Here is a 25,616-nt window from a genome sequence, read left to right on the forward strand (position 1 = left end):
TAAAAAGGTTACACCATCAATTTTATTTGACAAAGGTGCAACCTGATTTAGAAGATATTTAGAAGAAAGCTATTTCGCTTTCATTTTTCCATTTTTGAATCTTTCGCTCGCAGTCTGGTAATAGGAAATCGTCTCGGAAACCAATTGCTGATTTTTGGATTTCAATTCAGACAAACATTGATTCGATTTTTTCACATCAAATTGTTTTACTCTTTTTCGGTCATCGATCTGAGTGAAGATATGGCCTTTCAACATTCCCAAAGTTCTGTAATTCCCGATGAAAGCACGTTCATCACCAACTTTTGTCTGATTGATATCTTTCCCGTACAAACTTGTCGTATAATTCCAGCCCAAATAACCGAATAAGGTCGGCATCAGATCGATCTGAGAAGTCAGGCGATTGATTTTTTCCGCTTTTTGAGGAAGATTATAAATGATCGCGGGAATATGATGCTTATCTATATTGATCTCCCATTTTCCGGCACTGCTTGCACAATGGTCGGCAACGATGACGAAAACGGTGTTTTTAAACCAAGACCTGGTTTTGGCGTCAGCCAGGAATTTCCCTAAAGCGTAATCGGTATATTTCACGGCAGCGTTCCTGTTTCCCTGCGGAAGGTCGATTTTTCCGGCTGGAAAAGTATAAGGCTTATGATTGGACGTTGTCATCACAAACTGGAAAAACGGTTTATTCAGCTTATTGCTTTTATCCGCATATTTGATCGATTGTTTGTAAAGGTCTTCATCACAGATTCCCCATGCATTTTCAAAACTCACTTCGTTGTCAGGGATATTGAAACGTTGTGTTTTGATCTCGTCTGATAAAGGATTTCCGCGGTTTCTGTCCACAATATCAAAACCTTGCCCTCCGAAGAAATTATTCATATTATCAAAATAGCCATCACCGCCATAAATGAAATAAGGTTGATAATTTTTCTGTCTGAAAACAGTAGCCACAGAGAACAGGTCCTGGTTGTCAGGTCTTCTCACAATACTGTTCCCCGGAGTTGGCGGAACGGATAGGGTCAGGGCTTCCATCCCTCTCACTGTTCTGGTTCCGGTTGCATAAAGATCAGTAAAGAAAATGCTTTTGTCAGCCAATTTGTCGTAATTCGGAGTGAGATTGTCTTTGTTTCCGAAGGCTTTCAGAAAATCTCCGCTGAAACTTTCTATCGCGATCAGAATGACATTCGGATGTTGTTCATTTTCGGATTTTGTATTTCTGGAGATATCGTCCCATTGGTTGGAAACATAAGTTTGATTGTCCTGGAGAAGATTTTTCTTCAGAACCGAATACGCTTCCTTATCATCGATTTTCGGATAAAAGGTTTCATAGTCTAATTCATTGGATTTGAAAGCAGTAAAGAAGGAAAATGTGCCGTTCTTTCCTAATTCATTTAGAACCATGTTGTTGCTGAAATCTGCCTGTTTGTTTTTCAATATTAAGTTTAAAATTAAAGCCGGAATCAATACAGAGAAAAGTGCCGATCGTTTTGAGATCGGTGCTTTGTCTGAAAATGTACTCCTGAATATTTTTCTTTTCTGGAAGAGAACGAATGTCAGAACGATCAAAGCAACCAAAACGAAAATGATCAATGGCAAGGGATAAGATTCGTTGATATTGGAAACTACTTCATAAGTGTAGATCAGATAATCCACCGCAATAAAGTTGAATCTTACGCCAAATTCATCCCAAAAAGGTATCTCCGCCAGCAAACTGAAATAGAAGATGAGAAGAATAATTGCCAGGTAAACGTAAGTGAAAATCTTATCGAACCGGGAACCGATCCATCGTTTCGGAAACAACAATAAATAAACTGAATACAGCAACAAAAACAAAGTTCCAACCGCAAAATCATAGCAGAATCCTGTGAAAAATGCCCTTAGGATATAAAGCAAATTGAAATCTAGATCTTTTGATGACCAGAACAGAAATCCAATTCTGATCGTGGTTGAGAATAGAATATATAAACTTAAAATTGAAAATAATACAGAAAATCTACTATTAAATATTTTTTGAAATTTTTTGAGAATCATTACTTTTTACCCGTTTAAAAACGTGTAAAGATGAAACTCAATTTAGAAGAAATTTAGAATTTACAGTTTTACCGAAAAAATATGATCATTATTTTCGAATCTGTAATCTATCGCCCAGTTCTGGGATTTGCAGATTTCTTTCACAATAGCGAGTCCAAGCCCGCTTCCGTTATTATCTTTCGAGAATCTTGAAAACCGTTTGAACAGCAGGTCCTGATTCAGTTTTTCTGTTCCCGAATTGGAAACTTCGAAAACGGAATTGGTTAATTCTATAGAAATTGAACCGTTGGTTGAAGTGTGCCTGATGGCATTTAGAATCAAATTATTGATCAGAACTTCGGTTAATCCGATGTTTCCATTGACTTTTACATCAGAAGAAATTTCGCTGTGAACGGAAATGTTTTTTTGTTCAAAATGTTCCTGCAGGATTTCCATGCTTTGATTCAGCAGCTCATCCAAAAGTATTTCAGAATTATCAAACTGATTGTTTTCGATCTTTGCCAAAAGCAGAAGGTTTTTATTGATTCTGGAGCTTCTGGACAAAGCGCGGTTCATCTCTTCAGCAATGTGATATTGCTTTTCTGTGAGGTCTTCATTCTGTAATAGAATATCGAGTTTGTTTTTTAGAATCGCCAAAGGTGTCTGCAGTTCGTGCGAGGCATTTTCCGTGAACTCTTTCTGCGTTTTATAAACCGTGATATTGTGTTCTATCAGCTTGCTCAGCGACTGATTCAGTTCATCAAATTCGGAAACATCGGTTGCTCCAAATTCAATTTTGGTCTGATTGTTAAGGCTGAAAGTTTTCAGTTTATCCAAAGTCTCATGGAACGGTTTCCAAACCGATTTTGAGAGCCTTCTGTTGAGAAACAATAATCCGCCAACAATCAGGATGAAAAGAATGACTGTCGTTGCCGAGATGAAGAAAATGGTTTCCTGGGATTCTTCGATATTGGTCTCTATGTTGAAACGATAAGGTTTTTTGTTAAGATAAATGATCTTTGACAAACATCGGAATCTGTCAATGTCTTCAAAATCCAGAAAATCGTGTTGTTTTTCTACAATGAAAATACTGTCCTTCAGATTGTCATTCGCTCCAATATTTTGGATGTTGGTGGTTGGTTGGATGTCATTCCAAAGCTTTATGGTTTCAACCAGTTTTTCATCAGATAACTTTAAGCTGTTGATCTGGGATGAGGTTTTTTCAGCAACGATCTTGTTATGTTCATCCAACTCGTGTTTCCAAATGGCATCTACTACCAGATAATACAAAGGAATACTGATGACCAGGATGATCAGGACATAAATGATGAAAGGTTTTGTCGTTTTATTTAAAAGTGGTTTCAAACTAATGATTAAATATTAATTGTTAATGTCTGATTTGGTGGATTTAAGAATCGTTGTAAGCGATTTTTATAATTTCAATCGCATCAATATTGATACTTTCAAATTGTCCAATGATTAAATAATACGTCTCTTTTAATGATTCAATCCAATAAATTGTTTCATTGATTTCTTTTTGGGCAATTGCCATTTTATGCGTAAATCTTTTTTCTGTTCACATAGATATTGATATGGTCTTACGATTCCAATTGCAAATAGGAAACTTTTATTTTTTATAATATTTCTCTTTCATAATATTTATAATTGATCATTAACCATTAATTTGACTCCCATTTATAACCAGTTCCGTAAACCGTTTTCAAATAAGGTTCGCAGCCTGCATCGTTCAATTTTTTCTTAAGGTTTTTGACGTGTGCATACACAAAGTCATGATTGTCCAGCATATCTGCAAAATCTCCGGAAAGATGTTCTGCCAAAGTGCTTTTAGAGATCACTTTGTTCTTGTTTCCGATAAAATAGATCAGCAGGTCAAACTCTTTTTTCGTCAACGCAACCACTTTATTATTGACGGAAACAGTTTTCGCCAAAAGGTCGATCTGTAATTCATTTTGAGTAATGATATTAGAATTATTAAATTGTTTCCTGCGAATGATAGAATAGATGCGGGCCATAAGTTCAGATAAATGAAATGGTTTTGTAAGATAATCGTCTGCGCCAAGTTGCAACCCTTTTATCTTATCATCCAGGGCATTTTTTGCCGAAACAATGATGACGCCGTCTTGTTTGTTCTGCTTTTTCAGTTCTTCCAAAATTTTCAGACCATTTCCATCTGGAAGCATTATGTCCAAAATAATACAATCGTATTCGAATGTTTCTATCTTGTACATGGCTTCATAAAATGTGAACGCAAACTCACACAGATAGTTTTCTTCCGAAAGGTATTCAGCAATACTTTTTGCCAATTCGGTTTCGTCTTCAATGATCAGGATTTTCATCAGTAATTATAATTTATAAATATCGGAATTTTTATTCAGCGAATTTATATTTTGAATTTAGAAGAAATTTAGAATGAAAATGAAAACGTAAATAAAAGTCGATTGCTACAGCGATCGCTTCCGATGTACCAGTTATGACAACGGTTTTATTATTAAGATTGTTTGGTTTCAAGTTCTTTGATTTTTTGCAATTCAATAGATTCAAAAAATATATCATCTGATTTAAAATTTGTTTTATCATTAGTATAACATAAAAGCAGGTTTTAAATAATTCATAATATGGTGATTAAGAGGTATCAACGGAAAATAGGAGGGGAATTTTACAGTGATGGCGGAGGTATGTCGAAATTAATTCTCTATTCATAATGTGATTTTATTATTGATTTTATATCATCTTGGCAAACGTTTTGTTAGATACCATTTACACACGTCTCACTTTAAAATCACACTACAGATATGGAAGCAACAGAACTTAGGTTAAACAACTTGCTGATTTATGGCAACGAAATCGTTCCGGTAATAGGAATGGAAAATAACAACGATCATCTACTTGTGAAAATAGATTCTGAAACGGCTATAGACCATAGAAGCCTTAAACCAATTGCCTTGACTGTAGAATGGTTTCAGAAATTAGGATTCAAAGAGGCTTATCGCTCATCCAGCAGAATAAGATTTGACCTTCCTAATTATTGCAGATATGACTTCGATCTGGATTCTAACAAGATCCTTCAGGGCTTCCTGTATTTCGGAAATTATATCAAGTGTAACTATCTTCATCAGCTTCAGAACATCTATTTCACGCTGACAGGCGAGGAACTCAAAATAGAATACGAACGACCAAAGCTCCAAACCACTCTATCATAAATATTCAAGAAACCTGATTGTGAAAAATCAGGTTTTTTATTTCCAAAAATCTGGCTTCCGGCTTCTGACATCTCACATCTTTCCTTACTTTTGTGTAAAATTATATCGAATTGAAAACCCATTTCATTGCCATTGGCGGTTCTGCGATGCACAATCTTGCCATTGCTCTCAAAGATAAAGGCTATCAGGTGACTGGTTCCGATGATGCTATTTTCGAACCTTCAAAATCCCGACTGGAAAGAAAAGGGATTCTTCCTGCAGAGTTAGGATGGTTTCCGGAAAAACTGACTTCGGATATTGATGCCGTAATTCTCGGGATGCACGCACACGCAGACAACCCGGAATTGGCAAAAGCGAAAGAACTTGGGTTGAAGATCTATTCTTATCCGGAGTTTCTCTACGAACAATCCAAAGAAAAAACAAGGGTTGTGATTGGAGGTTCCCACGGTAAGACAACAATTACATCTATGATCCTTCATGTTCTGAATTTTCATCAGAAAGATATCGATTATATGGTCGGTGCACAATTAGAAGGTTTCGATTGTATGGTGAAGATCACGAATGAGAACGATTTTATGATTCTGGAAGGAGACGAATATCTCTCTTCTCCAATTGATTTGCGTTCAAAATTTTTATTATATCAACCCAATATTGCTTTGATTTCCGGAATTGCCTGGGACCACATCAATGTTTTCAAGACGTTTGACGATTATGTTGAGCAGTTCAGAAAGTTTGTGGCGAGTATTACGCCAGGTGGAGTTTTAGTGTACAACGAAGAAGATGCTGAGGTTGTAAAAGTGGTTGAAAGTGCAGAAAATTATTTCAGAAAAATTCCTTATAAAACGCCACAATATGAGATCCTCAACGGCATTGTAAACCTGAAAACCGATATGGGAAATATTCCTTTATCAGTCTTTGGAAAACATAACCTTCTGAATATGGAAGGAGCAAGGTTCATCTGTTCTCAATTAGGAATTATGGAAGAGGAATTCTATGAAGCAATTATGAGTTTCAAAGGTGCTTCCAAAAGATTGGAGAAAGTGGAGAGAAAAGACGGTGGTTTGCTTTACAAAGATTTTGCGCATGCACCAAGTAAAGTGAAAGCGACAGTTGCTGCCTTTGCAGAACAATTTTCAAAGACCGAGACTTTTGGTTTCTTGGAATTACATACTTATTCCAGCCTTAATCCAATTTTTTTGGAACAATATGACCATGCAATGGACGGTTTGGACAATGCAGTCGTTTTCTATTCGGAAGATGCTTTGAAGATCAAAAGAATGGAACCGATTTCTCCGGAATTGATCAAAGAAAAATTCAAGAATCAAAACCTGAAAGTTTTTACCAATGCAGAAGATCTACACGCATATTGGGATAGTCTTGATAAAACGAAAGGTGCTTTTGTAATGATGAGTTCCGGCAATTTCGGAGGTTTGGACTTGACGGTTTAAGAGTTTTAAATCAAAGCTTCGACAAGCTCAGCTTGACATTTCTAAGACTAATTGTTATTTAACATTGTCAGTCTGAGCTTGTCGAAGACTCTTATCTGTAAGAAAATAAAATCAACAACTTTTATAACAATCCTTTTGAGAAATCAAGAGGATTTTATTTTTGACTAATTAATTTGTTAGATTTGTCTAACATTTATATATTTGTCAATAAAAAATATTTGTTTTATGGTTGTTAAATCTTCCTTACTCTGTTTTCTCTTCTTTTTGGCAGGTTCTGTTTTTATTAAATCCCAGGAAATAAAAATGGACAGCATTAATGTCAAAAAAACTGACAGTATCAGTCTTGAAGAAAAACGATCTAAAACTTCTAATATCGATGAAGTCGTGATTTCCGGAACAATGAAGGAAGTGAATCGCTTGGAAAGTCCTGTTCCGGTTGAGGTTTACACACCAAAATTTTTCAGAAAAAATCCTACGCCAAGTATTTTTGATGCTTTGCAAAATATCAACGGCGTTCGTCCTCAGCTCAACTGTAATATTTGCAACACTGGCGATATTCATATCAACGGTTTGGAAGGTCCTTACACAATGGTCTTGATTGACGGGATGCCAATCGTGAGTTCTCTAGGAACTGTTTACGGACTTTCAGGGATCCCGAATTCTCTGGTAGAAAGAATCGAAATTGTAAAAGGACCTGCATCTTCTCTTTACGGAAGCGAGGCTGTTGGAGGACTCATTAATATCATTACCAAGAAACCACAGAATGCACCATTGGCAACGGCAGATTTGATGTCCACAACCTGGGGGGAATACAATGTGGATCTAGGTTTCAAATTCAGTGCCGGGAAAAAAGCAAGTGTTTTGACAGGAATCAATTATTTCAATTTTCAGAACAAAATAGATAACAACCACGACAATTTTACAGACGTTACTTTACAAAACCGAATCTCCGTTTTCCAAAAATGGAATTTTGAAAGAAAAGAAAATCGTCTTTTTACAATTGCCGGACGGTATATGTATGAAGACCGCTGGGGAGGCGATATCCGTTGGAACAAGTCTTTCCGAGGTGGTGACCAAATCTACGGCGAAAGTATCTACACCAATCGGGCAGAGATCTTAGGAAATTATCAGCTTCCTGTGAATGAGAAAATATTCCTTTCTTTTTCATTGATCGATCACGACCAAGACAGCCGTTACGGAACCACTTCATATATTGCTAATCAGAAAATTGCTTTTGGGCAAATGACTTGGGACAAGAAATTAGGTAATCACGATTTGTTGGCCGGAACAGCTTTGCGATATACTTATTATGATGACAACACGCCAGCAACACAATTAGAAGCTGAAAAAACTTGGCTTCCTGGGGTCTTTATTCAGGATGAAGTGACGTTGACGGAGAAGCATAAACTTTTATTGGGATTCAGATATGACCACAATAATATCCACGGGAATATTTTTACACCGAGATTGGCTTACAAATGGTCTGTGGATGATAATAATATTTTGAGATTCAATGCAGGAACAGGGTTTCGAGTGGTAAATCTTTTCACGGAAGACCACGCCGCTTTGACGGGAGCGAGAGATGTCATTATTCTTAATGATTTGAAACCCGAAAAATCATACAACGCCAACCTGAATTTCGTTAAAAAAATCTATTTTGATTCAGGAGGGTTTGTGGGATTGGAAACTTCTGCTTTTTACACGTATTTCACCAACAGGATTGTTCCGGATTACGAAACAGATACCAATAAAATCATCTATAATAATCTAGACGGACACGCCGTGAGCAAAGGTATCAGCCTGAATGCAGATTTAACTTTTGCAAACGGTTTGAAATTCATTCTCGGTGGAACTTTGATGGAAAATACTTTAACTGAAAATGGCACTACAGAACAACAAATGCTGACCGAAAAATTCACGGGAACCTGGACGGTTTCTTATAAAATCAAACCTTGGAACTTATCGGTTGATTATACGGGGAATATTTACAGTCCGATGCGTTTGCCTTTGCTTGGTGAGTTGGACCCGAGAAAGCCGAAGTCGCCTTGGTGGAGCATTCAGAACATTCAGTTCACGTATGATGGTTTCAAGAAATTTGAAATTTATGCAGGCGTAAAAAATCTACTTAATTGGACGCCGAACAAAGGAAATCCTTTCATTATTGCAAGGTCAAATGACCCTTTTGGAGAACCAACGCCGGACAATCCGTTACCTTTTGATACTTCTTATGTTTATGCACCGAATCAAGGGATCAGAGGATTTTTAGGAATTCGATTTAATTTTAACTAAGATGAAAATACGGGATTTAATATTAAGATTAGCAATTCTTGGAAGCTCTTTACTTTCCGGAATTTGCTTTTCTCAGATTAAAAATCATCAATTTGAAGAATTAGAAAACCTGCAAAAATCAGAACTTCGAAATGCCATTGTTCTCATCAAAACCGACTGGTGCAACTACTGTAAGGCAATGGAAAATACGACTTTCAAAGATCAAAAGGTTATAGAATGTATTAACAAAAATTACTACTTCGTCGAACTCAACTCAGAAGAGAAAAGGGAGATTCATTTCGCGGAAAAAACATTTCGATACAAGCCAACAGGATTTAATACAGGTGTTCACGAACTCGGAGAAACATTGACTGAGGGAAAAACAACATATCCAAGTCTGATCATTCTGAATCCTCAAAACGAGATCGTTTTTCAATACAACGGCTATTTGAAAGCTTCGGAGCTTCTTGATATTTTGAACAAAATAAAGCCAGAATGATAGAAACTCTTTTAAGCGAATCAAATTTTGCTGAGCGAAGCACCTTTGCGTCTCTTAAAATATTTTCAATTATTAATATAATCTTTGCAGCCTTTGCGGTAAAACTTTTCCATTAAGCAAAAAAAGTGCTCAGATAATTCCAAGCACTTCTATAATAATTGATATTGATTAACTCTTAATTTCTTCTGCTCAAGAAAATTCTCAAAATATACCAGAACAAAAGCATGATAGATGCGAACATCTGCAATGCGGCGCCAACATATTGTTCTTTTGTGTAAACATTTTTGATATTATAAGTCTCATAAAGAATACTTGCACTCGCCAATCCAACCATCGCCAGAGAGAACCAAAGCCCAAGGTTAAAACCGAAAATCGCACCTACGATAATAATTCCCAACGCCACAAATCCGCCAATCACAATGATATTTCTAAGAAAAGAAAAATCTTTGTTGGTGAAAAATACGGTTGCAGTTAATCCCGCAAACATAAAAAGCGTTACCAGCGCAGCCTGTGTAATCACTTGTGGAGCGTACAAACTTGCGATTCCCAACATCGGAAGGAAGATCACGGCTTCTATCAAAACGTACAAGCCCAATCCAAGATATTGGGTGTTTCTGGAAAGTGAGAAGGACAATCTAGTTGCCAGCATAGACGCCAGCCAAAAAACGCCGATCACAGCAAGCCAGATATATTTCCCGGTGACCATTGATAAGACCGTTTCCAAAGGAATCGTTTTCAATAAAAGATATTCCACTGCTCCGAACGCCAGGATGGCTACTGCAACGTGCATATACGTTTTTCTGTAAAATTCTGCTCTTTCGATTTCTGACAACTGAGAAACCATTAACGAATCATTCATTTGTTGTAAAATTTGTTATTCTCAAAGATAACATTTTCTGTTTAAAAAGCATCTTAAGGATTTCATAATTGTTTTTCAGGAGCCGGGAACCTGCTGTCCACTATATCTTTTTTGTTTTTCAGAACATTTTGTCATTCCGAATAAAGTGAGGAATCTCAAAAACAAAAAAGGATGCCGTTCCCATCAGGGCTAGGGTTTTCAACATCCAAACAACTTTCAACATCAAATATAATTTTTACCAATCCTTTTGCTGAGCGAGGCGCCTTTACGAACCTTAAAATATTTTCAATAATTAATAAAAACCTTAGAACACTTTGTGTTGAAAATCAAAACATAATATTTTAAATTATTAATTTCAAATCTGCAAAATCTGCTTCATCAGCGAGAAATTCAAAATCTTTCCTGAGCGAATTGCCTTTGCGGGCCTTAAAATATTTTCAATGATTAATGAAGATCTTAGCGCCTTTTGCGTTCAAAATAAAAGTATCAAAAAAAATATTACATTTGAGAAAAGCCAAATCTAATAAAATGAGATACGTTCAACTGGGGAAAGTTCCTCAAAAAAGACACACGATTTTCAAATCCGAAGAAGACCAATTCTATTACGAACAACTCTTTGGAACAGAAGGTTTTCACGGGATTGCTTCATTACTTTATCACACACATCGCCCGACTCAGATCAAATCGATTGGTGATGTAAAAGACGTTACTCCAAAAATTGCAGTGGAAAAAAACGTCACGCCAAGAATGATAAAAGGTGCAAAAGTGACCGCTGAAGATGATTTTTTGGAAAGCCGAAAGGTCCTGATGCTAAACAACGATTTGAAAATGGGTTTGGCAAAACCAAGAAGATCGACCGATTATTTCTATAAAAATGCCGAATGCGACGAGTTACTTTTCGTTCACGAAGGGAAGGGAATCTTGAAAACAATGCTTGGAAATATTGAATTTTCTGTCGGTGATTATCTTATCATTCCAAGAGGAACAATTTATCAGCTGGAAGTTGAAACAGAACAGAATGTTTTCTTTTTCATAGAAGCGCATTCCCCGATCTATACACCAAAACGTTACAGAAATGAGTTTGGTCAATTATTGGAACATTCACCATTTTGTGAGAGAGATATTATTCCGCCAACATTTGTAGAACCCAAAAATGAGAAAGGCGATTTTCTCATCAAAGTCAAAAAAGAAAATCAAGTCACAGATTTCATTTATGCGACCCATCCATTTGATGTCGTTGGCTGGGACGGTTATTTTTATCCGTATAAATTTAATATCAAAAACTTTGAGCCAATTACAGGTCGTATTCATCAACCGCCTCCGGTCCATCAGAATTTTGAAGCGCATAACTTTGTGGTTTGCTCGTTCTGTGCAAGGATGTATGACTATCATCCACAGGCCATTCCAGCGCCATATAACCATTCCAATATCGATTCGGATGAGGTTTTGTTTTATACGGAAGGCGATTTTATGAGCAGGAATCATGTTGATTTGATGGATTTTTCACTTCATCCGGGGGGCATTGTTCACGGTCCGCATCCAGGCGCAATGGAAAGAAGCATTGGCAAGAAATTCACAGATGAATATGCGGTGATGGTTGACCCATTCCGACCTTTGAAGTTAACGGAAGAAGCAATTAAAGTAGAAGACCCAACTTATAAAACAAGTTGGTTGGAATAACTTAAAAAAATAGAAAGCTGACAGAGATGTTAGCTTTTTTTATCTCATCCATCCTTCTACTATATAATTTCTCTCAATTATTTTTTGTTCAGGCTTATTGTCTGGCTTAAAGTAAATAGAAATCTTGGCTAAATAAGGTTTTCCCCAATCTCCTTCATAGATTTTAAATTCTTTATGGAACAATTGTAAACTATCATTTGGATTTACATTTATCAAACTTCTTTCTTTTATTTGCTGTTTAGATAAAGCTATATTCTTAGTGATTTCAGAAGTTTTTATGTATAATTTTCCTTTTTCTGTTGGCCTGTACCAAAAATAGAATTCATAAATTCCTGGCTGAAAGCCATTTTTAATTTCTAAAGTATTTTCTTTTCGAATGGTTAATGTATCAATTTTGGTTTTAGGTTTTTCGAAGTTGATATTTTTCGAGATTTCCAAATCGTCTGCGAAAAAATCATAAGGATAAAACATCAAAAATGAACCAAGTAAAAACATTGTAATTCCTAGTAAAAATATCTGAAGAATGCTGTAATACCATTTTGATTTAAAAAGAATGTAGATGGAAGAAATCAATAAAATTAAAAGTGAAGCCAATATTAAATACTCAAATAATTCTACAATATATTTATTGGAGCTCATTAAGCCAATGATATAAATTGTATAAACTATTATATATAATATAATTGGTTTCCACCAAGCTTTCAAAAAATTATCAATCATGATTTCTAACTCCCCGCAAACGGACTTCCGAAAATCCCAACTGCCAGTTCTATCCAGACTAACAGAAGAATTATTAAAGTAATTCCTATTAAAATCAATCTGCTTTTTATGGTTGTGAATCTTTCCAAAATCATTTTGATAATGAAAGCAGTTCCAAAAAGAATAACTCCTGCTACAACAAAATCGAGAGATGACCAATTCCAACTTTTAGAAAATTGCATTGCAATTAATGGGATACTTAATAGAATCACAGGGACGGAAAATAAAATCTTATTTCTTTGGTTTGTAGTAATCATAATTTATAATTTTAATTATAAAGAACTTTGAATTACAAAGTAAATAAATTTTATTTTAACTTTCGAATTATTTTAGATTTTTTTTGTTCAAGATTTTAAAAATGAGCGTGTTAAAAATTGATAGAAAGAAACAATGACTTTTTACCAAACTGATAACGCTCATCTTTTATATTTGTAATATTGGTTAATTTTGAAAAAACAATACAACCTATGGTCAATTACGTTAGCTCAGAAGAAGCGGTTTCGATTATTAAAAGCGGTGACAGGATTTTCGGGCACGGCAGTGCTTGTACACCCGATCTTTTCTATGATGAACTGGCAAAACAATCTTCCCGGCTCAAAGATGTGGAAATGGTTTCCATTACACAACAAGGGAATGTAGAAATTGCAAAACCTCAATATAAGGATAGCTTTTACATCAATTCATTATTCACATCAGCTCCGGTTCGTGAAGCTGTCAACGGTGAAAATGGGGATTATGTCCCTATTTTTTTAAGCGAAATCCCGATTCTCTTCAAAAATAATATTCTTCCGATCGATGTAGCAATGATCACGGTTTCTCCGCCGGATGGTCACGGCTATTGTACTTTGGGAACTTCTGTGGATGTTGCAAGAAGCGCCATTGATACAGCGAAAAAGATCATCGCCATCGTGAATCCAAAGATGCCGAGAACACACGGTGACGGAATGATCCATGTTAGCAGAATCGAAAAATTGGTATGGAGCGAAAATGACCTTTTAACCATCGATTACGGGGCAAAAGTGGGTGCAGAGGAGATGTTGATCGGAAAGCATGTTGCAGAATTGATTGATGATAAAGCTACTTTACAAATGGGAATTGGAACCATACCTGATGCTGTTTTGAAATGTCTTAACAACCACAAGGATCTGGGGGTCCATACCGAGATGTTGAGTGATGGTGTTGTGGATCTGATCCTGAATGATATCGTGAACAATAAGTACAAAGGAACCCACACCAACAGAACAATCACCAGTTTTTGTTTTGGAACAAGGAAATTGTACGATTTTGTAGATGATAACCCAGCGATCGCGTTTATGGATGTCCAGCACGTCAATTTCCCAATCAATATCATGAAGAACAAAAAAGTTCATGCGATCAACTCTGCTATTGAGATAGACTTGACTGGACAGGTTTGTGCAGATTCTATCGGAACTTACCAATTCAGTGGGATCGGTGGACAGATGGATTTTATGAGGGGAGCAGCACTTAGTGAAGGTGGAAAACCAATTATGGCAATTTCATCAAGAACTAAAAAAGGGATTTCTAGAATTGTTCCTTTTCTGAAGCAAGGTGCGGGTGTGGTCACAACCAGAGGGCACATACATTACGTTGTAACTGAATTTGGGACAGCTTATCTGTATGGTAAAAACCTACGTCAGAGAGCAAAAGCTTTAATTGAAATCTCTCATCCTGATGATAGAGAAATGCTAGATAGAGCAGCCTACGAAAGATTCAAATAAAAATTGAACAAATTTTAAATTTCATACTATTTATCGTACATTTGAGATAGTATGAAAATTTTGATGGTTTGAAGTCAATTTATAATTTAATAAAAGAGGAAATAAGGGAGCATTCTGTCGTCAAGAATTCTATTCTTGGAAATATAGATCCCTGGAAGAGGAGTCATTATGTTATTCTTTCGGAAATTATAAAAGAAGATCTATCGAAAAGGATAGAATTGCAAAATGAAAGGAAGTTTGAGTTAGGAACAAGTATTTCCCATATTACTTTGCAAAGGTTTTTTGAGAGTGATTATGATTATAAGACCCACAATGATCTACGGTTTCTGAAAACTTTGGACAAGATATGTATATTCTTGGGATTCAGGGATTTGAATGCCTATGTAATGAGTGTCAAGGAGAATGATCTATATAATGAAAATGTCTTCAGCAAAGAATCTACGACGGATATTGTTTATAGATATTGCCATACTAATTTTGAATTTTTCAAAAGTTTCCCGGACTCCAAGATTGAAATTTTTGATGACCTTATCTTTCCGGAGGCCCCATTCATCGAAAGAATAAGAAATTACAGTTCAGAGCTTTGTGAAAAGAACTTGAAACTATATACAAAAAATAACCGTTCCAATTTTGAGATTTTTGATCTTGATGTGATTTCAGAAGAATCAGATAAGATCGTTGTAAAAACGCAGGAGTTTTGGAATCTTGTATTTGTTGTTGAGAACTCCAATGAAGAATACTTGGTAAATGAGCTTAATACACAGATCTATTTTATAAAGTATAGGGATAATGCCTGGAGGATATGGGACAATTATAATCCAAATTCCGGATTATTAAATAATGTAATATACAAAAAGCCGTAGTGGATACGGCTTTTTTCGTTATTTGTGTTTTTAGAATCTTGACAATTCTTTAACAAAGGTAACAATAGGAAATCAATGAAAATAAACTTAAATGTACTTAAAAATACATATTATGTTATTCTTATTCAAAGTGTTGTTTTGTTATCTAAAAGTTAACTTATGATTATTTTTGTTGATTTAATTTTATTTTTTTAAAGTAAAAATTATTATTTGAAGGTTGTGTAATCGTTTGCATTTTGTTTTATTTTATTTATTTTTTGCTTATCTATAGAATTAATTAAAAAATAATTCTTACTTATGAAGCATAATAAAACTAACAAATGTTAGTTTGTTTGTGAAAAAATGTTATCTTGGCAAGACAGATAATAAAGTAAAAAAGTAAAATGTCAACACTCACTTTTGCCGAGAAAATCGCACAGGCCGAGAATTTTCTCCCCATTAATGGAACAGATTTTATAGAATTTTATGTGGGAAATGCCAAGCAGGCTGCCCATTTTTACAAAACAGCGTTCGGATTTCAGTCTGTCGCTTATGCTGGTCCTGAGACTGGTGTCAGAGACAGGGCTTCTTATGTTTTGCAGCAAGGAAAAATCAGATTGGTCTTAACTTCAGGTTTGAGGTCAGATTCTCCAATTTGCCAGCATCAGCAGAAACACGGTGACGGTGTCAAGATTCTTGCTCTTTGGGTAGATGATGCCTACAAGGCTTTTGAAGAAACGACAAAACGTGGAGGGAGACCATATATGGAGCCAAAGACCTTGACCGATGAATTTGGTGAGGTTAGAATGTCCGGGATCTATACTTACGGCGAAACGGTTCATATGTTCATCGAACGTAAAAATTATACGGGCGCTTTTATGCCGGGCTACGAAAAATGGGAAAGCGATTATAATCCGTCTGATGTTGGATTATTGTATGTTGACCATTGCGTAGGAAATGTCGGCTGGGACAGAATGATTCCGACGGTTGAGTGGTACGAGAAAGTAATGGGATTCGTGAATATTCTTTCTTTCGATGACAAGCAGATCAATACAGAGTATTCGGCATTGATGTCAAAAGTAATGTCCAACGGAAATGGTTTTGCAAAATTCCCAATTAACGAACCGGCAGAAGGCCAGAGAAAATCGCAGGTAGAAGAATATCTTGATTTCTATGAAGGCGAAGGTGTCCAGCATATCGCAGTTGCAACAAAAGACATTGTAAAAACCGTTACAGAACTTAAAAACAGAGGTGTGGAATTCCTTTCACCGCCGCCGGAAGCCTATTACGAGATGATTCCGGAAAGAGTAGGTGATATCGATGAAGATATCAAAAAACTTCAAAATCTCGGTATCCTTGTGGATTGTGATGAGGAAGGTTACTTGCTTCAGATTTTCACAAAGCCGGTGGAAGACAGACCGACATTGTTCTACGAGATCATCGAGAGACACGGTGCGCAGAGTTTCGGAGCTGGGAATTTCAAGGCACTTTTCGAAGCTTTGGAAAGAGAGCAGGAGAGACGCGGAAACTTATAAACCCAAATTATTTTCTTATATTTTTACAATTAAAGCATTATATTTTTTAATGCTTTAATTTTTTCATAGATTTAAAATCTAATGTCCAAATTCTAATATCTAACATCTATTTATAATGAGATCCTTCATCAATCATCCTTCAGATTCCGATTTTTCAATCCATAATATTCCGTTTGGGGTTTGTGTTTTCAATAAAGAATATATTGCCTGTGCTACAAGAATCGGCGATATCGTCATAGATTTGGCGACATTATTTGACCTTGGCTATTTTGAAGATATAAAAGGTTTTGAAGAGAATGTTTTCGAAGGTTACACGATTAACGAATTTATAGAATTGGGGAAACCGGTTACAACTAAAGTTCGTGAAAGGATTCAGGAATTGTTGCTGGAAGATTCTCTATTGTCGAAAGATGAAAGAGCTTTGGAAGAATGTTTCTACAATCTGGATGAGATTCAGATGATGATGCCTTTGCATATCCCGAATTACACCGATTTTTACAGCAGCATCCAGCACGCAACCAATGTCGGAATGATGTTCCGTGACCCTGCGAATGCGTTGTTGCCCAACTGGAAACATTTGCCGGTTGGTTATCACGGTCGTGCATCGTCGATCGTTTTATCAGGAATTGATATTACAAGACCCTGCGGACAGATAAAACCTGCAGATTCAGATAAACCGGTTTTCAGTGCTTCAAAACAACTCGATTTCGAATTGGAAATGGCATTTGTCGTGAATAAAAATACAGATTTGGGAGAAAGGATTTCGGTTGCAGAAGCGGAAGACGCCATTTTTGGGATGATGATTTTCAATGATTGGTCTGCCAGAGATATCCAGAGTTGGGAATATGTTCCTTTGGGTCCATTCTTGGGGAAGAATTTCGGTTCATCGATTTCGCCCTGGATTGTAACGCTAGAAGCCTTAAAACCATTCAAAACTGAATCTCCAAGGCAAGAACCGGAAGTTTTGGATTACCTGAAATTTGATGGTGATAAAAATTATGACATCAATCTTCAGGTTTATCTGAAGCCGGAAAATTCTGAAGACAATCTGATTTCGGAAAGCAATTACAAATTTATGTATTGGAATATGTGCCAGCAGTTGGCGCATCATACCGTGAATGGCTGTAATGTTGAAGTGGGCGATGTTTACGCGAGTGGAACTATCTCCGGAGAAGATGAAAAATCCTACGGTTCTATGCTGGAATTAACCTGGCGAGGAACAAAACCTTTGCAACTCAAAAACGGAATCGAAAGAAAATTCATAGAAGATGGCGATACGATTACTATGAAAGCCTGGTCGGAAAAAGACGGAATCCGAGTTGGTTTTGGGGAAGTTTCTGGGAAAATATTGCCCGCAATTTTATCATAAAATACACTCGGAATTTAAACACTTAAGTTACTTTAGAGTAAATTAATTCTGTTGAGAAAATTTCACTTTAACTGAAAATCAAAGATTTTAAAAGCTTATGTGTTCTTTTGTGAACTATTTTATACGAGTTATAGATAAACTTAAGTGTTAAAAAAATGAAACCAAAGGTTCACGAATACCAGAAAAAACTAAAAGAAATGATTAAAACAACCATCCCTTCCGATATTCCTGCAATGCAATTGCAACAAATAATGCAAACAGCAATTGCACCAAGGCCAATTGCTTTGGCAAGCACGATCAACAACAAAGGAGAAATCAATCTTTCGCCTTTCAGTTTTTTCAATATGTTCAGCACAGTTCCGCCTGTGGTGATTATTTCGCCTTCCAGAAGAGTTCGCGATAATACGACAAAACATACGTTGGAAAACCTGAAAGAAGTCCCGGAATTGGTTATCGGCAATGTCAATTTCGATATGGTACAACAGGTTTCTTTGGCGAGTACAGAATATGAAGACGGCGTGAATGAGTTCATTAAGTCAGGTTTGACAATGAAACCTGCAGACATTGTAAAACCGCCTTTGATTGCAGAATCTCCGGTTAATTTCGAATGTAAAGTTCTGGAGATTAAATCGCTTGGAAATCTTGGAGGTTCGGGAAATCTTGTGATTGCAGAAATTGTCAAAATTCATATCAATGAAAAATATCTGGATGACGCTGGAAATCTTGACCAGAAGCAATTGGATCTGGTAGCAAGATTGGGAAGTAATTTCTATTCCAGAAACAATGAAAATAATATCTTTGAAGTCCCTAAGCCGCTGGTTACAAAAGGAATTGGTTACGACAGACTTCCCGAGGCAATCAAAAGAAGTGGTGTTTTTACAGGCAATGACCTTGGAATGTTAGCGAATATAGAAATTTTACCGATTGGAAGTTTTTCTTCGGAAAAAGATGTACATTTATTGGCACAAAAGTTTTTAAAAAACAATGAAATCGAAAAAGCCTGGGAAATTTTAAAACTTTGAGAATGAATTAAAACTAAAACTTATAAACCAAAAAACTAACCTGATAAACTATGAGAAAAACGATGTATAATACCATCATCAGTCTTCTGATTTTGGTTATTTTGGTATCTGTGATTGGAATTATCAATACTCAAGTCAGTCTGAAATATGAAACCGAAAATCCGAAAGAATGTATTTCTATAGTTACAGGTAGAGACCTCTGTTTATGGATTAAAAGTCTCAAAATCATCATTATCGTTTGTCTGATTTTGACATCGGGATTGATAAGTTTCAGATATAAAATTATCAAGGATTAGCAATTATTTTTCCCGTTCAATTTTCAACGGATTTTGGCGAGTGTCGAAAATGTCCACTATTCTGATTTCATCTTTTACAAACTTATAAATCACTTTATAATTTCCTGTAACCATTTTGATTTAATTTTTCAAGATTCAATTCAGTTTGCCCTGATTCAGGATTTTGAATCAATTGTTTTGTAGAAGCCAAAATTTGTTTGCGGATTTTATGTGCAACTTTTTTATTGGCATTTTTAGAATAATAATCAAAAATATCTTTAAGATTTTGAATTGCAAAATCTGTCCAAATGATTTTCATTACTACCAGTTTGAAGAAATTTTCTCCAACTCTTCTTGAGTTTTGAATCTTCCATTTTCAAAATCTTCTTCAGATTTGGCGATCCTTTCGTTAAGTTCTTCAATCGTAAAAGGCTTCAACTCTTTTTCAGATTGTTTGGCTTTTTTCAGGAGTTTTTCGAATTGAGAAATCAATTCCTCACTTTGAAGACTCAGAAAAGCCTGAACAAATTCTATTTTTCTCGTTTCGATATTCATTTTCAATAGGTTTTAATCAAAATTACAAATTTATTCTTAATCAAATTTGAAATTAATTAAATCGTCTTCTCTCCATCCTCGCTCACAACCTGAGCCTTATAAAGCACAGAATAATAACCGTTCTTAGCCAGAAGTTCCTGATGCGTTCCTTCTTCCACAATCAGTCCGTGATCCATTACAATGATTTTGTCAGCTTTTTCGATGGTGGAAAGTCTGTGTGCTATGATGATTGAGGTTCTGTTTTTCGTGATTTTTTCCGTTGCTCTCTGGATAAGTTTCTCACTTTCGTGGTCGATGGAAGAAGTGGCTTCATCAAGAATCAGGATTTTAGGGTCAGACAGATAAGCTCTTAAAAATGATAATAACTGCCTTTGACCTAAGGAAATAGAAGAGCCTCTTTCACTCACCACATAATCATAACCGTTGGGCAACCTTTCGATAAATTCATCAACCTCAATTTCTTTCGCCGCTTTTTTGATGTTTTCGAGTGTAATATCCTCATCGCCCAGAGTCAGGTTTTCAAAAATACTGCCGTGGAAAAGGAAAACGTCCTGAAGCACAACTCCAATATGACTTCTCAGATTGTACAATTCGTAATCTCTGATATCAATACCGTCCAGCATTATCTTTCCGGAATTGATGTCATACAATCTTGTAATCAGACTTATGATTGTCGATTTACCAGCTCCTGTCGCGCCGACAATCGCAACAGTCTCGCCAGGATTCACTTTGAAATCAATGCCTTTCAAAACTTCCTGTTTTTCATCGTAAGCAAAATGAACTTTCTCGAATTCAATTTTTCCGTCAAAATGGTCTTTAGCAACTGTTCCGTTGTTTGGCATTGCCTGGTCTTCATCCATCACGCCGAGAACACGTTCTGCACCAACAATTCCTCTTTGGATATTGTTGAATCTATCCGCAATCTGTCTCAAAGGACGAATCAGCATATTGATGAACTGAATGAAAGCAATGATAACGCCCGGTGTAGATTTGATAAATCCTCCGTAAAATAAGATGAATCCAATGAAAAGTGACGAAATCAATTCAACAACAGGAAAAAACAATGAGAAAATGAAAACCGTTTTCAGGAGGGCCTTTTTCAGCTCAATATTGATTTTGTCAAACTTTGTAAACTCAACTTCTTCTCTGTTAAAAACCTGAATCAATGACATCCCGGCCAAACGTTCCTGGACAAAACTGTTTTGTGTTGCTGTCCAGCTTCTTTCAGAACCAAATGCGACTTTCAGTTTCTTCTGGAAAACTCTCGTAATCACAACCATTATCGGGAGAATCGCTAACGAAATCATACTCAGATGTGTATCCACCTGAAACATTGCGAAAAGAACCATCACGATTCTCAGGATATCTCCAAAGACCATCAAAAATCCATCTGTATAAACTGTTGCAATGGTTTCAACATCGCCAACTGCTCTTGTCACCAAACTACCAATCGGAGTTTTATCAAAAAATGCAGTTCGGAAATAGATCAATTTATGATAAAGCCTTTCCCTGATGTCTCTGATCACATTTTGCGAAATGAAATTGGAGAAATAAACCAGGAAAAAGTTGAGAACCGTTTCAGCAATCACCAACCCGATCAGCAGATAAATGTGCTTCATCAGCTGGGCTTTATCCTTTAGCTGAACAATATCTATATCGACTACATTTTTGGTAAGAATCGGTCTGTATGTGGAAACAATAGCGAGAAAAATTGAAATGATCAGTGTGAAAATAAACCACGACCTAAATTTCATTCCGATTAAAAATAATCGCTTGATAATGTCCCAGGTATTTTGTTGTTTCATCTGTTTCTATTAATTTTTCTAAGGTCAGATGGAACACCTTTAATCATAAAACTATAATTAAAAGCAAATTTGGTAAAGAGGTGTTTCATTTTTATTCTTAGAATTCCGGAGGTTTTTCAGTCTCGAAAAAAATCTTTGCAAAAATAAGACTTTAAAAATTGAAACGCCGACCATTAACCAAATTTATTAATAGACAAAACGAATAAGATTTATTGTTTCTCAATCCAATTCAAAACATATCCGGCAACTTCTTCCCAACCTCTTTCACCACAGATAAAATGACTTCTTCCTTCAAAGATTTTCAGATCCAGAGTACTGTTTTTGTCTTTGTAAGAATTGGCGATTTTTGCGGTAAAGTCTGCCGGAAAAATAGCGTCATTAGCACCTCCAATGAACAATAACGGATTGTGAGCTTTATTAAAATCAACATTGCCAATCGATTTCAAAAGCGGGTCTCTCGCCAGTCTTCTGCTTTCCGGAGCAGCAACAGTTTCGTACAATTTGTCACTTTCTTCTCGGGAATAATTATTAAAAAACGCACGATGATACCAATCTTTTGTCCCAAGATACGGGCTGTTTCCTTTGAAGAAATTGAAAACCGGCCAAACGATTTTTATCGTTGAAAAAGGCGCCATTACATTTTTTGGTGGTGCGCCGTCTATGCTAACTCCAGCAACAGCTTTATCAAGTTCAATCAGTTTTTGAACCAATAATCCACCGAAAGAATGTCCTACAACAATAGGTTTCTCTGGAAGCGTGTCAATGAATTTCACGAGATTGTTCAAGGTCTGTTCAAAGCTTACAGTTCTTAGTTCGGAAGGAATGTTTCTTTTCAATTCGATAGGATTTCCTTCGTGTCCCGGATTTGAAGGCGTGTGAACCGTATAACCTTGGTTTTCGAAATAAGTTTTCCATTCGTTCCAGCTTGTATTGTTAACGAATAATCCGTGAATCAATACGATAGTTTTTGTTTTCATAATATTTTGATGTTTAAATTATGAGACAAAGTTCAGAAGATTGAACAAGGAAAACTTTAACCCAAGTTAAAATCGTATCATTTTGAAAAATAATTATTTATGAAGTAATTAATTGTCTGCTCAATCGGAAAAATCTGCGAGAGTTTCATTATATGATATTTATTTGGGCAGCTTAATCCGCCTTCTGTTCCCGTTTGTCACTCTGAGGCTCTCGAAGAGTCCGCTCAAATCGAGAAACGAGATTCATCGATTCAAATAAAACAAATAAAAAATTAGAGATAATTCGGGCTGCGTGAGATTCCCTGCAAAACAAATTGTAAAATCCAAAGAACTCGAAGAGTTCAATATAAATAGCCGTAGGTGCAACCTGTGGAAATTAATGATTGATTGTTATTTCCCAGAAAGTCTTTTCCGAATCCGGCTAAGAGACGGCCCTTGAATCCCTAAGTAAGACGAAATATGATACAAAGGAACATTATTGAAAATATCAGGATGTTGCTTAATGAGGTCGAGATAACGTTCTTCAGGAGATTTCAAGAGAAAACCTTCGATTCTTGTCATAGTCACATTGAAAGCTTCCTGAGCCAACAATCGTCCGAATTTTTCCCATTGATGCGATTTCTGATACAACGAAAGCAGATCCGTATGACGAATGAAAATAATAGAGGCATCAGTCATTGCCTGGGTATGATAATCGCAGGCAATCTGATTGACAAAACTTTTGAAAGGTACAACAAATCCGTTCGCAGAATAGAGAAAAACGTTCTTTTCCTCGCCCGCTTTTTCATTGATCGTATAAGACCGGAAAACACCATCTACAATGAATCCGAGATAAGTACAGACATTTCCTCGAAGGTTGTAGAATTCACCTTTTTTATAATTTCTATGCAACCAAAAATCGGAGGATAATTTGAAATCTTCTTCCGAAAGTCCGGCAAATTGATTTAATGCGAATGCAAGCTTGTCTATTTCGGTCATTAGTTTAAAATTTTAAAAGGTTATTTGTTTTAAATCAATCAGTTAAATTTATAAAAATAATTTCACTTCTCAATAAAAAACTCTCAAACTCTCCGACTCTCAAACACTAAAACTCAATACCCAACATCTACCAGGAAAAGTCCTTGGGAAGGCGCAGAAACACCGGCAGAATTCCGGAATTTATCCTCGATGATTTTTCTCAAATCGTTTGGTGTGATCTTTCCGCTTCCAACTTCAACCATTGTTCCGACAATCGCTCTTACCATATTTCTCAGGAATCGGTCAGCAGAAATTGTGAATTTCAGTTGGTTTCCAATTTGTTCCCATTCTGCTTTGTAGATTTTGCAGATATTGGTTTTGTTATTGGTGTGGAGTTTGGCGAAACTGGTAAAATCATCATATTCGAAAAGGATTTTACAGGATTCATTCATCAGGTCGATATTCAATGGTTTCTGACGCCAATATTGCCAGGAAGAATCTTTCGAAAACGGATTTTTTTCCAAAGAAATGTAATATTCATAAGTTCTGTAAGTCGCACTGAATCGAGCGTGCAAATCTGCAGGAACTTCAAATATTCTTTTGATGGAAATATTTTCAGATAAAAAAGAATTGAGTTTATAAACTAAGTTTTCATCTATATTTTGCTCAGTTTCAAAATGGGCAAACATTTTTTTGGCGTGGACACCTGTATCCGTTCTTCCGGCTCCGGTTGTTTTGATGGGTTCGCGAAGAATGGTAGACAACGCTTTTTCCAATTCTTCCTGAACAGAAATCTGTTTGGGCTGGATCTGATAACCAAAATAAGCTGAACCGTTGTAAGAAAACTCTATAAAATATCTCATTTCAGCTGTAAATTTCCTGATTTTTTTTTAATTATAAAGAAAATCTTAATTCGTAATTTCGTATTTCAAAATTCATTAAAAAATGAAACCACTTAAAACCAGCAAACTTTCCAATCCTTCCGAATTTATAAAACTAATGGTCATCATTTTTGTTTTGGTTTCGGTCTTTCTTTTCAGCCAGAAATTAACAGAAACTCAAATCTTTGTGAATGTTATTGTATTGCTGATTCTTTTCATCGTATTGCAGTCCACGTTTGTGCTGATGTATAAAAAAGGCGTCAAGACAGCAGCTTTTTGGATTTTGATTTTATTAATATTGTTAGGTTTTTCGGTTGCGGGTGCAGTCTGGTATTTTTCTAAATATGGCATAACTTTTCAACTTTAATTGTTTAAAACTTTATTAATGAAACGTATTCTTCTTCTATCAGACACCCATTCCTACATCGATGACCGGATTCTCGATTATGCAAAAGACGCCGATGAAGTTTGGCATTGCGGTGATTTCGGGAATATGAATGTGATTGAAGAACTCGAAAAAATAAAACCAATTCGAGGCGTTTATGGCAATATTGACGAAGCTAAAATCAGGACGATTTTCCCGGAGGTTTTGAGCTTCCAATGTGAAGATGTGGATGTTCTGATGATTCATATTGGCGGTTATCCAGAACGATATTCGCCTTTGGCAAAAAAAGAAATTGCAGAAAGAAAACCGAAATTATTCATTTCCGGACATTCTCATATCTTGAAAGCGATGTTTGACAAAAAGAACAATCTTCTTCATCTTAATCCAGGCGCTTGTGGAAGATCCGGCTGGCACAAAGTGAGAACAATGATGCGTTTCACGATTAATAAAGAGGAAATTAAGGATTTGGAAATCATAGAACTCGGAGCAAAGTAAAATTCCCCTCCTTTGGAGGGGTGGCAAAA

The 25,616-nt window shown here is 36.0% G+C and carries 26 protein-coding genes; 13 read left to right on the forward strand and 13 right to left on the reverse strand.

Annotation, left to right across the window (positions count from 1 at the left end):
- Window positions 1-69: 69 nt before the first annotated feature.
- The 4 genes from K319_RS0114410 to K319_RS0114425 all read right to left on the reverse strand — a co-directional run bounded on the left by K319_RS0114410 (window position 70) and on the right by K319_RS0114425 (window position 4,373).
- Entirely contained in the window at window positions 70-1,899 is a 1,830-nt protein-coding gene (locus K319_RS0114410; RefSeq protein ID WP_235696113.1) for an LTA synthase family protein, read from the reverse strand.
- 198 nt (window positions 1,900-2,097) lie between these two features.
- On the reverse strand, window positions 2,098-3,381 hold the full coding sequence (locus tag K319_RS0114415; RefSeq protein ID WP_027384229.1) for a sensor histidine kinase: 1,284 nt from the start codon (window positions 3,379-3,381) through the stop codon (window positions 2,098-2,100).
- 43 nt (window positions 3,382-3,424) lie between these two features.
- The gene (locus K319_RS21880; RefSeq protein ID WP_316930937.1) at window positions 3,425-3,568 is read right to left on the reverse strand and encodes a four helix bundle protein; all 144 of its coding nucleotides are present in this window, start codon (window positions 3,566-3,568) and stop codon (window positions 3,425-3,427) included.
- A 127-nt stretch (window positions 3,569-3,695) separates the two neighbouring features.
- Window positions 3,696-4,373: a response regulator transcription factor gene (locus K319_RS0114425; RefSeq protein ID WP_027384230.1), complete on the reverse strand. Its 678-nt coding sequence runs from the start codon at window positions 4,371-4,373 to the stop codon at window positions 3,696-3,698.
- 456 nt (window positions 4,374-4,829) lie between these two features.
- Between K319_RS0114425 and K319_RS0114435 the strand changes: the two genes are divergently transcribed.
- The 4 genes from K319_RS0114435 (at window position 4,830) to K319_RS0114450 (ending at window position 9,452) form a co-directional block, all read left to right on the forward strand.
- The gene (locus K319_RS0114435; RefSeq protein WP_027384232.1) at window positions 4,830-5,237 is read left to right on the forward strand and encodes a hypothetical protein; all 408 of its coding nucleotides are present in this window, start codon (window positions 4,830-4,832) and stop codon (window positions 5,235-5,237) included.
- A 110-nt stretch (window positions 5,238-5,347) separates the two neighbouring features.
- On the forward strand, window positions 5,348-6,685 hold the full coding sequence (locus K319_RS0114440; protein ID WP_027384233.1) for a UDP-N-acetylmuramate--L-alanine ligase: 1,338 nt from the start codon (window positions 5,348-5,350) through the stop codon (window positions 6,683-6,685).
- A 303-nt stretch (window positions 6,686-6,988) separates the two neighbouring features.
- A complete protein-coding gene (locus K319_RS20540; protein WP_316930938.1) occupies window positions 6,989-8,974 on the forward strand; it encodes a TonB-dependent receptor plug domain-containing protein in 1,986 nt (661 codons plus the stop codon).
- Window position 8,975: 1 nt separating this feature from the next.
- Window positions 8,976-9,452, forward strand: a complete 477-nt coding sequence (locus tag K319_RS0114450; RefSeq protein WP_027384234.1) for a thioredoxin family protein — start codon at window positions 8,976-8,978, stop codon at window positions 9,450-9,452.
- Between the two features lie 175 nt (window positions 9,453-9,627).
- On the opposite strand, the gene K319_RS0114460 is transcribed toward K319_RS0114450, so the two are convergent.
- Window positions 9,628-10,311 (reverse strand): Bax inhibitor-1/YccA family protein, encoded by a 684-nt coding sequence (locus K319_RS0114460; RefSeq protein WP_034671880.1) that lies wholly within the window; start codon window positions 10,309-10,311, stop codon window positions 9,628-9,630.
- Window positions 10,312-10,839: 528 nt separating this feature from the next.
- On the opposite strand from K319_RS0114460, the gene K319_RS0114465 reads away from it, so the two are divergent.
- On the forward strand, window positions 10,840-11,991 hold the full coding sequence (locus K319_RS0114465) for a homogentisate 1,2-dioxygenase (protein WP_027384236.1): 1,152 nt from the start codon (window positions 10,840-10,842) through the stop codon (window positions 11,989-11,991).
- Window positions 11,992-12,030: 39 nt separating this feature from the next.
- On the opposite strand, the gene K319_RS0114470 is transcribed toward K319_RS0114465, so the two are convergent.
- Entirely contained in the window at window positions 12,031-12,711 is a 681-nt protein-coding gene (locus tag K319_RS0114470) for a hypothetical protein (RefSeq protein ID WP_027384237.1), read from the reverse strand.
- Between the two features lie 5 nt (window positions 12,712-12,716).
- Window positions 12,717-13,007, reverse strand: a complete 291-nt coding sequence (locus tag K319_RS0114475; protein WP_027384238.1) for a hypothetical protein — start codon at window positions 13,005-13,007, stop codon at window positions 12,717-12,719.
- Between the two features lie 210 nt (window positions 13,008-13,217).
- Between K319_RS0114475 and K319_RS0114480 the strand changes: the two genes are divergently transcribed.
- The 6 genes from K319_RS0114480 (at window position 13,218) to K319_RS0114505 (ending at window position 19,553) form a co-directional block, all read left to right on the forward strand.
- On the forward strand, window positions 13,218-14,489 hold the full coding sequence (locus tag K319_RS0114480; RefSeq protein ID WP_027384239.1) for an acetyl-CoA hydrolase/transferase family protein: 1,272 nt from the start codon (window positions 13,218-13,220) through the stop codon (window positions 14,487-14,489).
- Between the two features lie 68 nt (window positions 14,490-14,557).
- Window positions 14,558-15,352, forward strand: a complete 795-nt coding sequence (locus K319_RS0114485; RefSeq protein ID WP_027384240.1) for a hypothetical protein — start codon at window positions 14,558-14,560, stop codon at window positions 15,350-15,352.
- A gap of 383 nt (window positions 15,353-15,735) precedes the next feature.
- The gene (gene hppD / locus K319_RS0114490) at window positions 15,736-16,866 is read left to right on the forward strand and encodes a 4-hydroxyphenylpyruvate dioxygenase (protein ID WP_027384241.1); all 1,131 of its coding nucleotides are present in this window, start codon (window positions 15,736-15,738) and stop codon (window positions 16,864-16,866) included.
- Between the two features lie 115 nt (window positions 16,867-16,981).
- A complete protein-coding gene (gene fahA / locus K319_RS0114495) occupies window positions 16,982-18,235 on the forward strand; it encodes a fumarylacetoacetase (protein WP_027384242.1) in 1,254 nt (417 codons plus the stop codon).
- A 200-nt stretch (window positions 18,236-18,435) separates the two neighbouring features.
- A complete protein-coding gene (locus K319_RS0114500; protein ID WP_027384243.1) occupies window positions 18,436-19,257 on the forward strand; it encodes a flavin reductase family protein in 822 nt (273 codons plus the stop codon).
- 50 nt (window positions 19,258-19,307) lie between these two features.
- A complete protein-coding gene (locus K319_RS0114505) occupies window positions 19,308-19,553 on the forward strand; it encodes a hypothetical protein (protein WP_027384244.1) in 246 nt (81 codons plus the stop codon).
- Between the two features lie 94 nt (window positions 19,554-19,647).
- On the opposite strand, the gene K319_RS0114510 is transcribed toward K319_RS0114505, so the two are convergent.
- The 6 genes from K319_RS0114510 to truA form a co-directional block, all read right to left on the reverse strand.
- Window positions 19,648-19,851 (reverse strand): type II toxin-antitoxin system RelE/ParE family toxin, encoded by a 204-nt coding sequence (locus K319_RS0114510; RefSeq protein ID WP_027384245.1) that lies wholly within the window; start codon window positions 19,849-19,851, stop codon window positions 19,648-19,650.
- 2 nt (window positions 19,852-19,853) lie between these two features.
- Window positions 19,854-20,087 (reverse strand): hypothetical protein, encoded by a 234-nt coding sequence (locus tag K319_RS0114515; RefSeq protein WP_027384246.1) that lies wholly within the window; start codon window positions 20,085-20,087, stop codon window positions 19,854-19,856.
- A gap of 56 nt (window positions 20,088-20,143) precedes the next feature.
- Window positions 20,144-21,892 (reverse strand): ABC transporter ATP-binding protein, encoded by a 1,749-nt coding sequence (locus K319_RS0114520; RefSeq protein WP_027384247.1) that lies wholly within the window; start codon window positions 21,890-21,892, stop codon window positions 20,144-20,146.
- 209 nt (window positions 21,893-22,101) lie between these two features.
- Window positions 22,102-22,869 carry an alpha/beta hydrolase gene (locus tag K319_RS0114525; protein ID WP_027384248.1) on the reverse strand — a complete coding sequence of 256 codons (768 nt, stop codon included), beginning with the start codon at window positions 22,867-22,869 and terminating at the stop codon, window positions 22,102-22,104.
- Window positions 22,870-23,259: 390 nt separating this feature from the next.
- Window positions 23,260-23,847, reverse strand: coding sequence for a Crp/Fnr family transcriptional regulator (locus K319_RS0114530; RefSeq protein WP_027384249.1), 588 nt, complete (start codon window positions 23,845-23,847; stop codon window positions 23,260-23,262).
- A gap of 113 nt (window positions 23,848-23,960) precedes the next feature.
- A complete protein-coding gene (gene truA / locus K319_RS0114535) occupies window positions 23,961-24,689 on the reverse strand; it encodes a tRNA pseudouridine(38-40) synthase TruA (protein WP_034671883.1) in 729 nt (242 codons plus the stop codon).
- 82 nt (window positions 24,690-24,771) lie between these two features.
- Here truA and K319_RS0114540 point away from each other — a divergent pair, with 82 nt between their 5' ends.
- On the forward strand, window positions 24,772-25,074 hold the full coding sequence (locus K319_RS0114540; protein ID WP_027384251.1) for a hypothetical protein: 303 nt from the start codon (window positions 24,772-24,774) through the stop codon (window positions 25,072-25,074).
- 18 nt (window positions 25,075-25,092) lie between these two features.
- Window positions 25,093-25,587 (forward strand): metallophosphoesterase family protein, encoded by a 495-nt coding sequence (locus K319_RS0114545; protein WP_027384252.1) that lies wholly within the window; start codon window positions 25,093-25,095, stop codon window positions 25,585-25,587.
- Window positions 25,588-25,616: the final 29 nt, after the last annotated feature.

The organism is Epilithonimonas caeni DSM 17710, assembly GCF_000426465.1.
Taxonomy (GTDB): Bacteria; Bacteroidota; Bacteroidia; order Flavobacteriales; family Weeksellaceae; genus Epilithonimonas; species Epilithonimonas caeni.

What these genes read in the sequence shown, in the direction of transcription:
- K319_RS0114460 (WP_034671880.1), bottom strand. Translation starts at nt 10,311, where the DNA reads ATGAATGATTCGTTAATGGTTTCTCAGTTGTCAGAAATCGAAAGAGCA.
- K319_RS20540 (WP_316930938.1), top strand. Translation starts at nt 6,989, where the DNA reads ATGGACAGCATTAATGTCAAAAAAACTGACAGTATCAGTCTTGAAGAA.
- K319_RS0114540 (WP_027384251.1), top strand. Translation starts at nt 24,772, where the DNA reads ATGAAACCACTTAAAACCAGCAAACTTTCCAATCCTTCCGAATTTATA.
- K319_RS0114530 (WP_027384249.1), bottom strand. Translation starts at nt 23,847, where the DNA reads ATGACCGAAATAGACAAGCTTGCATTCGCATTAAATCAATTTGCCGGA.
- K319_RS0114510 (WP_027384245.1), bottom strand. Translation starts at nt 19,851, where the DNA reads ATGAAAATCATTTGGACAGATTTTGCAATTCAAAATCTTAAAGATATT.
- K319_RS0114515 (WP_027384246.1), bottom strand. Translation starts at nt 20,087, where the DNA reads ATGAATATCGAAACGAGAAAAATAGAATTTGTTCAGGCTTTTCTGAGT.
- K319_RS0114505 (WP_027384244.1), top strand. Translation starts at nt 19,308, where the DNA reads ATGAGAAAAACGATGTATAATACCATCATCAGTCTTCTGATTTTGGTT.
- K319_RS0114475 (WP_027384238.1), bottom strand. Translation starts at nt 13,007, where the DNA reads ATGATTACTACAAACCAAAGAAATAAGATTTTATTTTCCGTCCCTGTG.
- hppD (WP_027384241.1), top strand. Translation starts at nt 15,736, where the DNA reads ATGTCAACACTCACTTTTGCCGAGAAAATCGCACAGGCCGAGAATTTT.
- K319_RS0114470 (WP_027384237.1), bottom strand. Translation starts at nt 12,711, where the DNA reads ATGATTGATAATTTTTTGAAAGCTTGGTGGAAACCAATTATATTATAT.
- K319_RS0114525 (WP_027384248.1), bottom strand. Translation starts at nt 22,869, where the DNA reads ATGAAAACAAAAACTATCGTATTGATTCACGGATTATTCGTTAACAAT.
- K319_RS0114425 (WP_027384230.1), bottom strand. Translation starts at nt 4,373, where the DNA reads ATGAAAATCCTGATCATTGAAGACGAAACCGAATTGGCAAAAAGTATT.
- K319_RS0114545 (WP_027384252.1), top strand. Translation starts at nt 25,093, where the DNA reads ATGAAACGTATTCTTCTTCTATCAGACACCCATTCCTACATCGATGAC.
- K319_RS0114520 (WP_027384247.1), bottom strand. Translation starts at nt 21,892, where the DNA reads ATGAAACAACAAAATACCTGGGACATTATCAAGCGATTATTTTTAATC.
- K319_RS0114435 (WP_027384232.1), top strand. Translation starts at nt 4,830, where the DNA reads ATGGAAGCAACAGAACTTAGGTTAAACAACTTGCTGATTTATGGCAAC.
- K319_RS0114450 (WP_027384234.1), top strand. Translation starts at nt 8,976, where the DNA reads ATGAAAATACGGGATTTAATATTAAGATTAGCAATTCTTGGAAGCTCT.
- K319_RS21880 (WP_316930937.1), bottom strand. Translation starts at nt 3,568, where the DNA reads ATGGCAATTGCCCAAAAAGAAATCAATGAAACAATTTATTGGATTGAA.
- fahA (WP_027384242.1), top strand. Translation starts at nt 16,982, where the DNA reads ATGAGATCCTTCATCAATCATCCTTCAGATTCCGATTTTTCAATCCAT.
- K319_RS0114480 (WP_027384239.1), top strand. Translation starts at nt 13,218, where the DNA reads ATGGTCAATTACGTTAGCTCAGAAGAAGCGGTTTCGATTATTAAAAGC.
- truA (WP_034671883.1), bottom strand. Translation starts at nt 24,689, where the DNA reads ATGAGATATTTTATAGAGTTTTCTTACAACGGTTCAGCTTATTTTGGT.
- K319_RS0114465 (WP_027384236.1), top strand. Translation starts at nt 10,840, where the DNA reads ATGAGATACGTTCAACTGGGGAAAGTTCCTCAAAAAAGACACACGATT.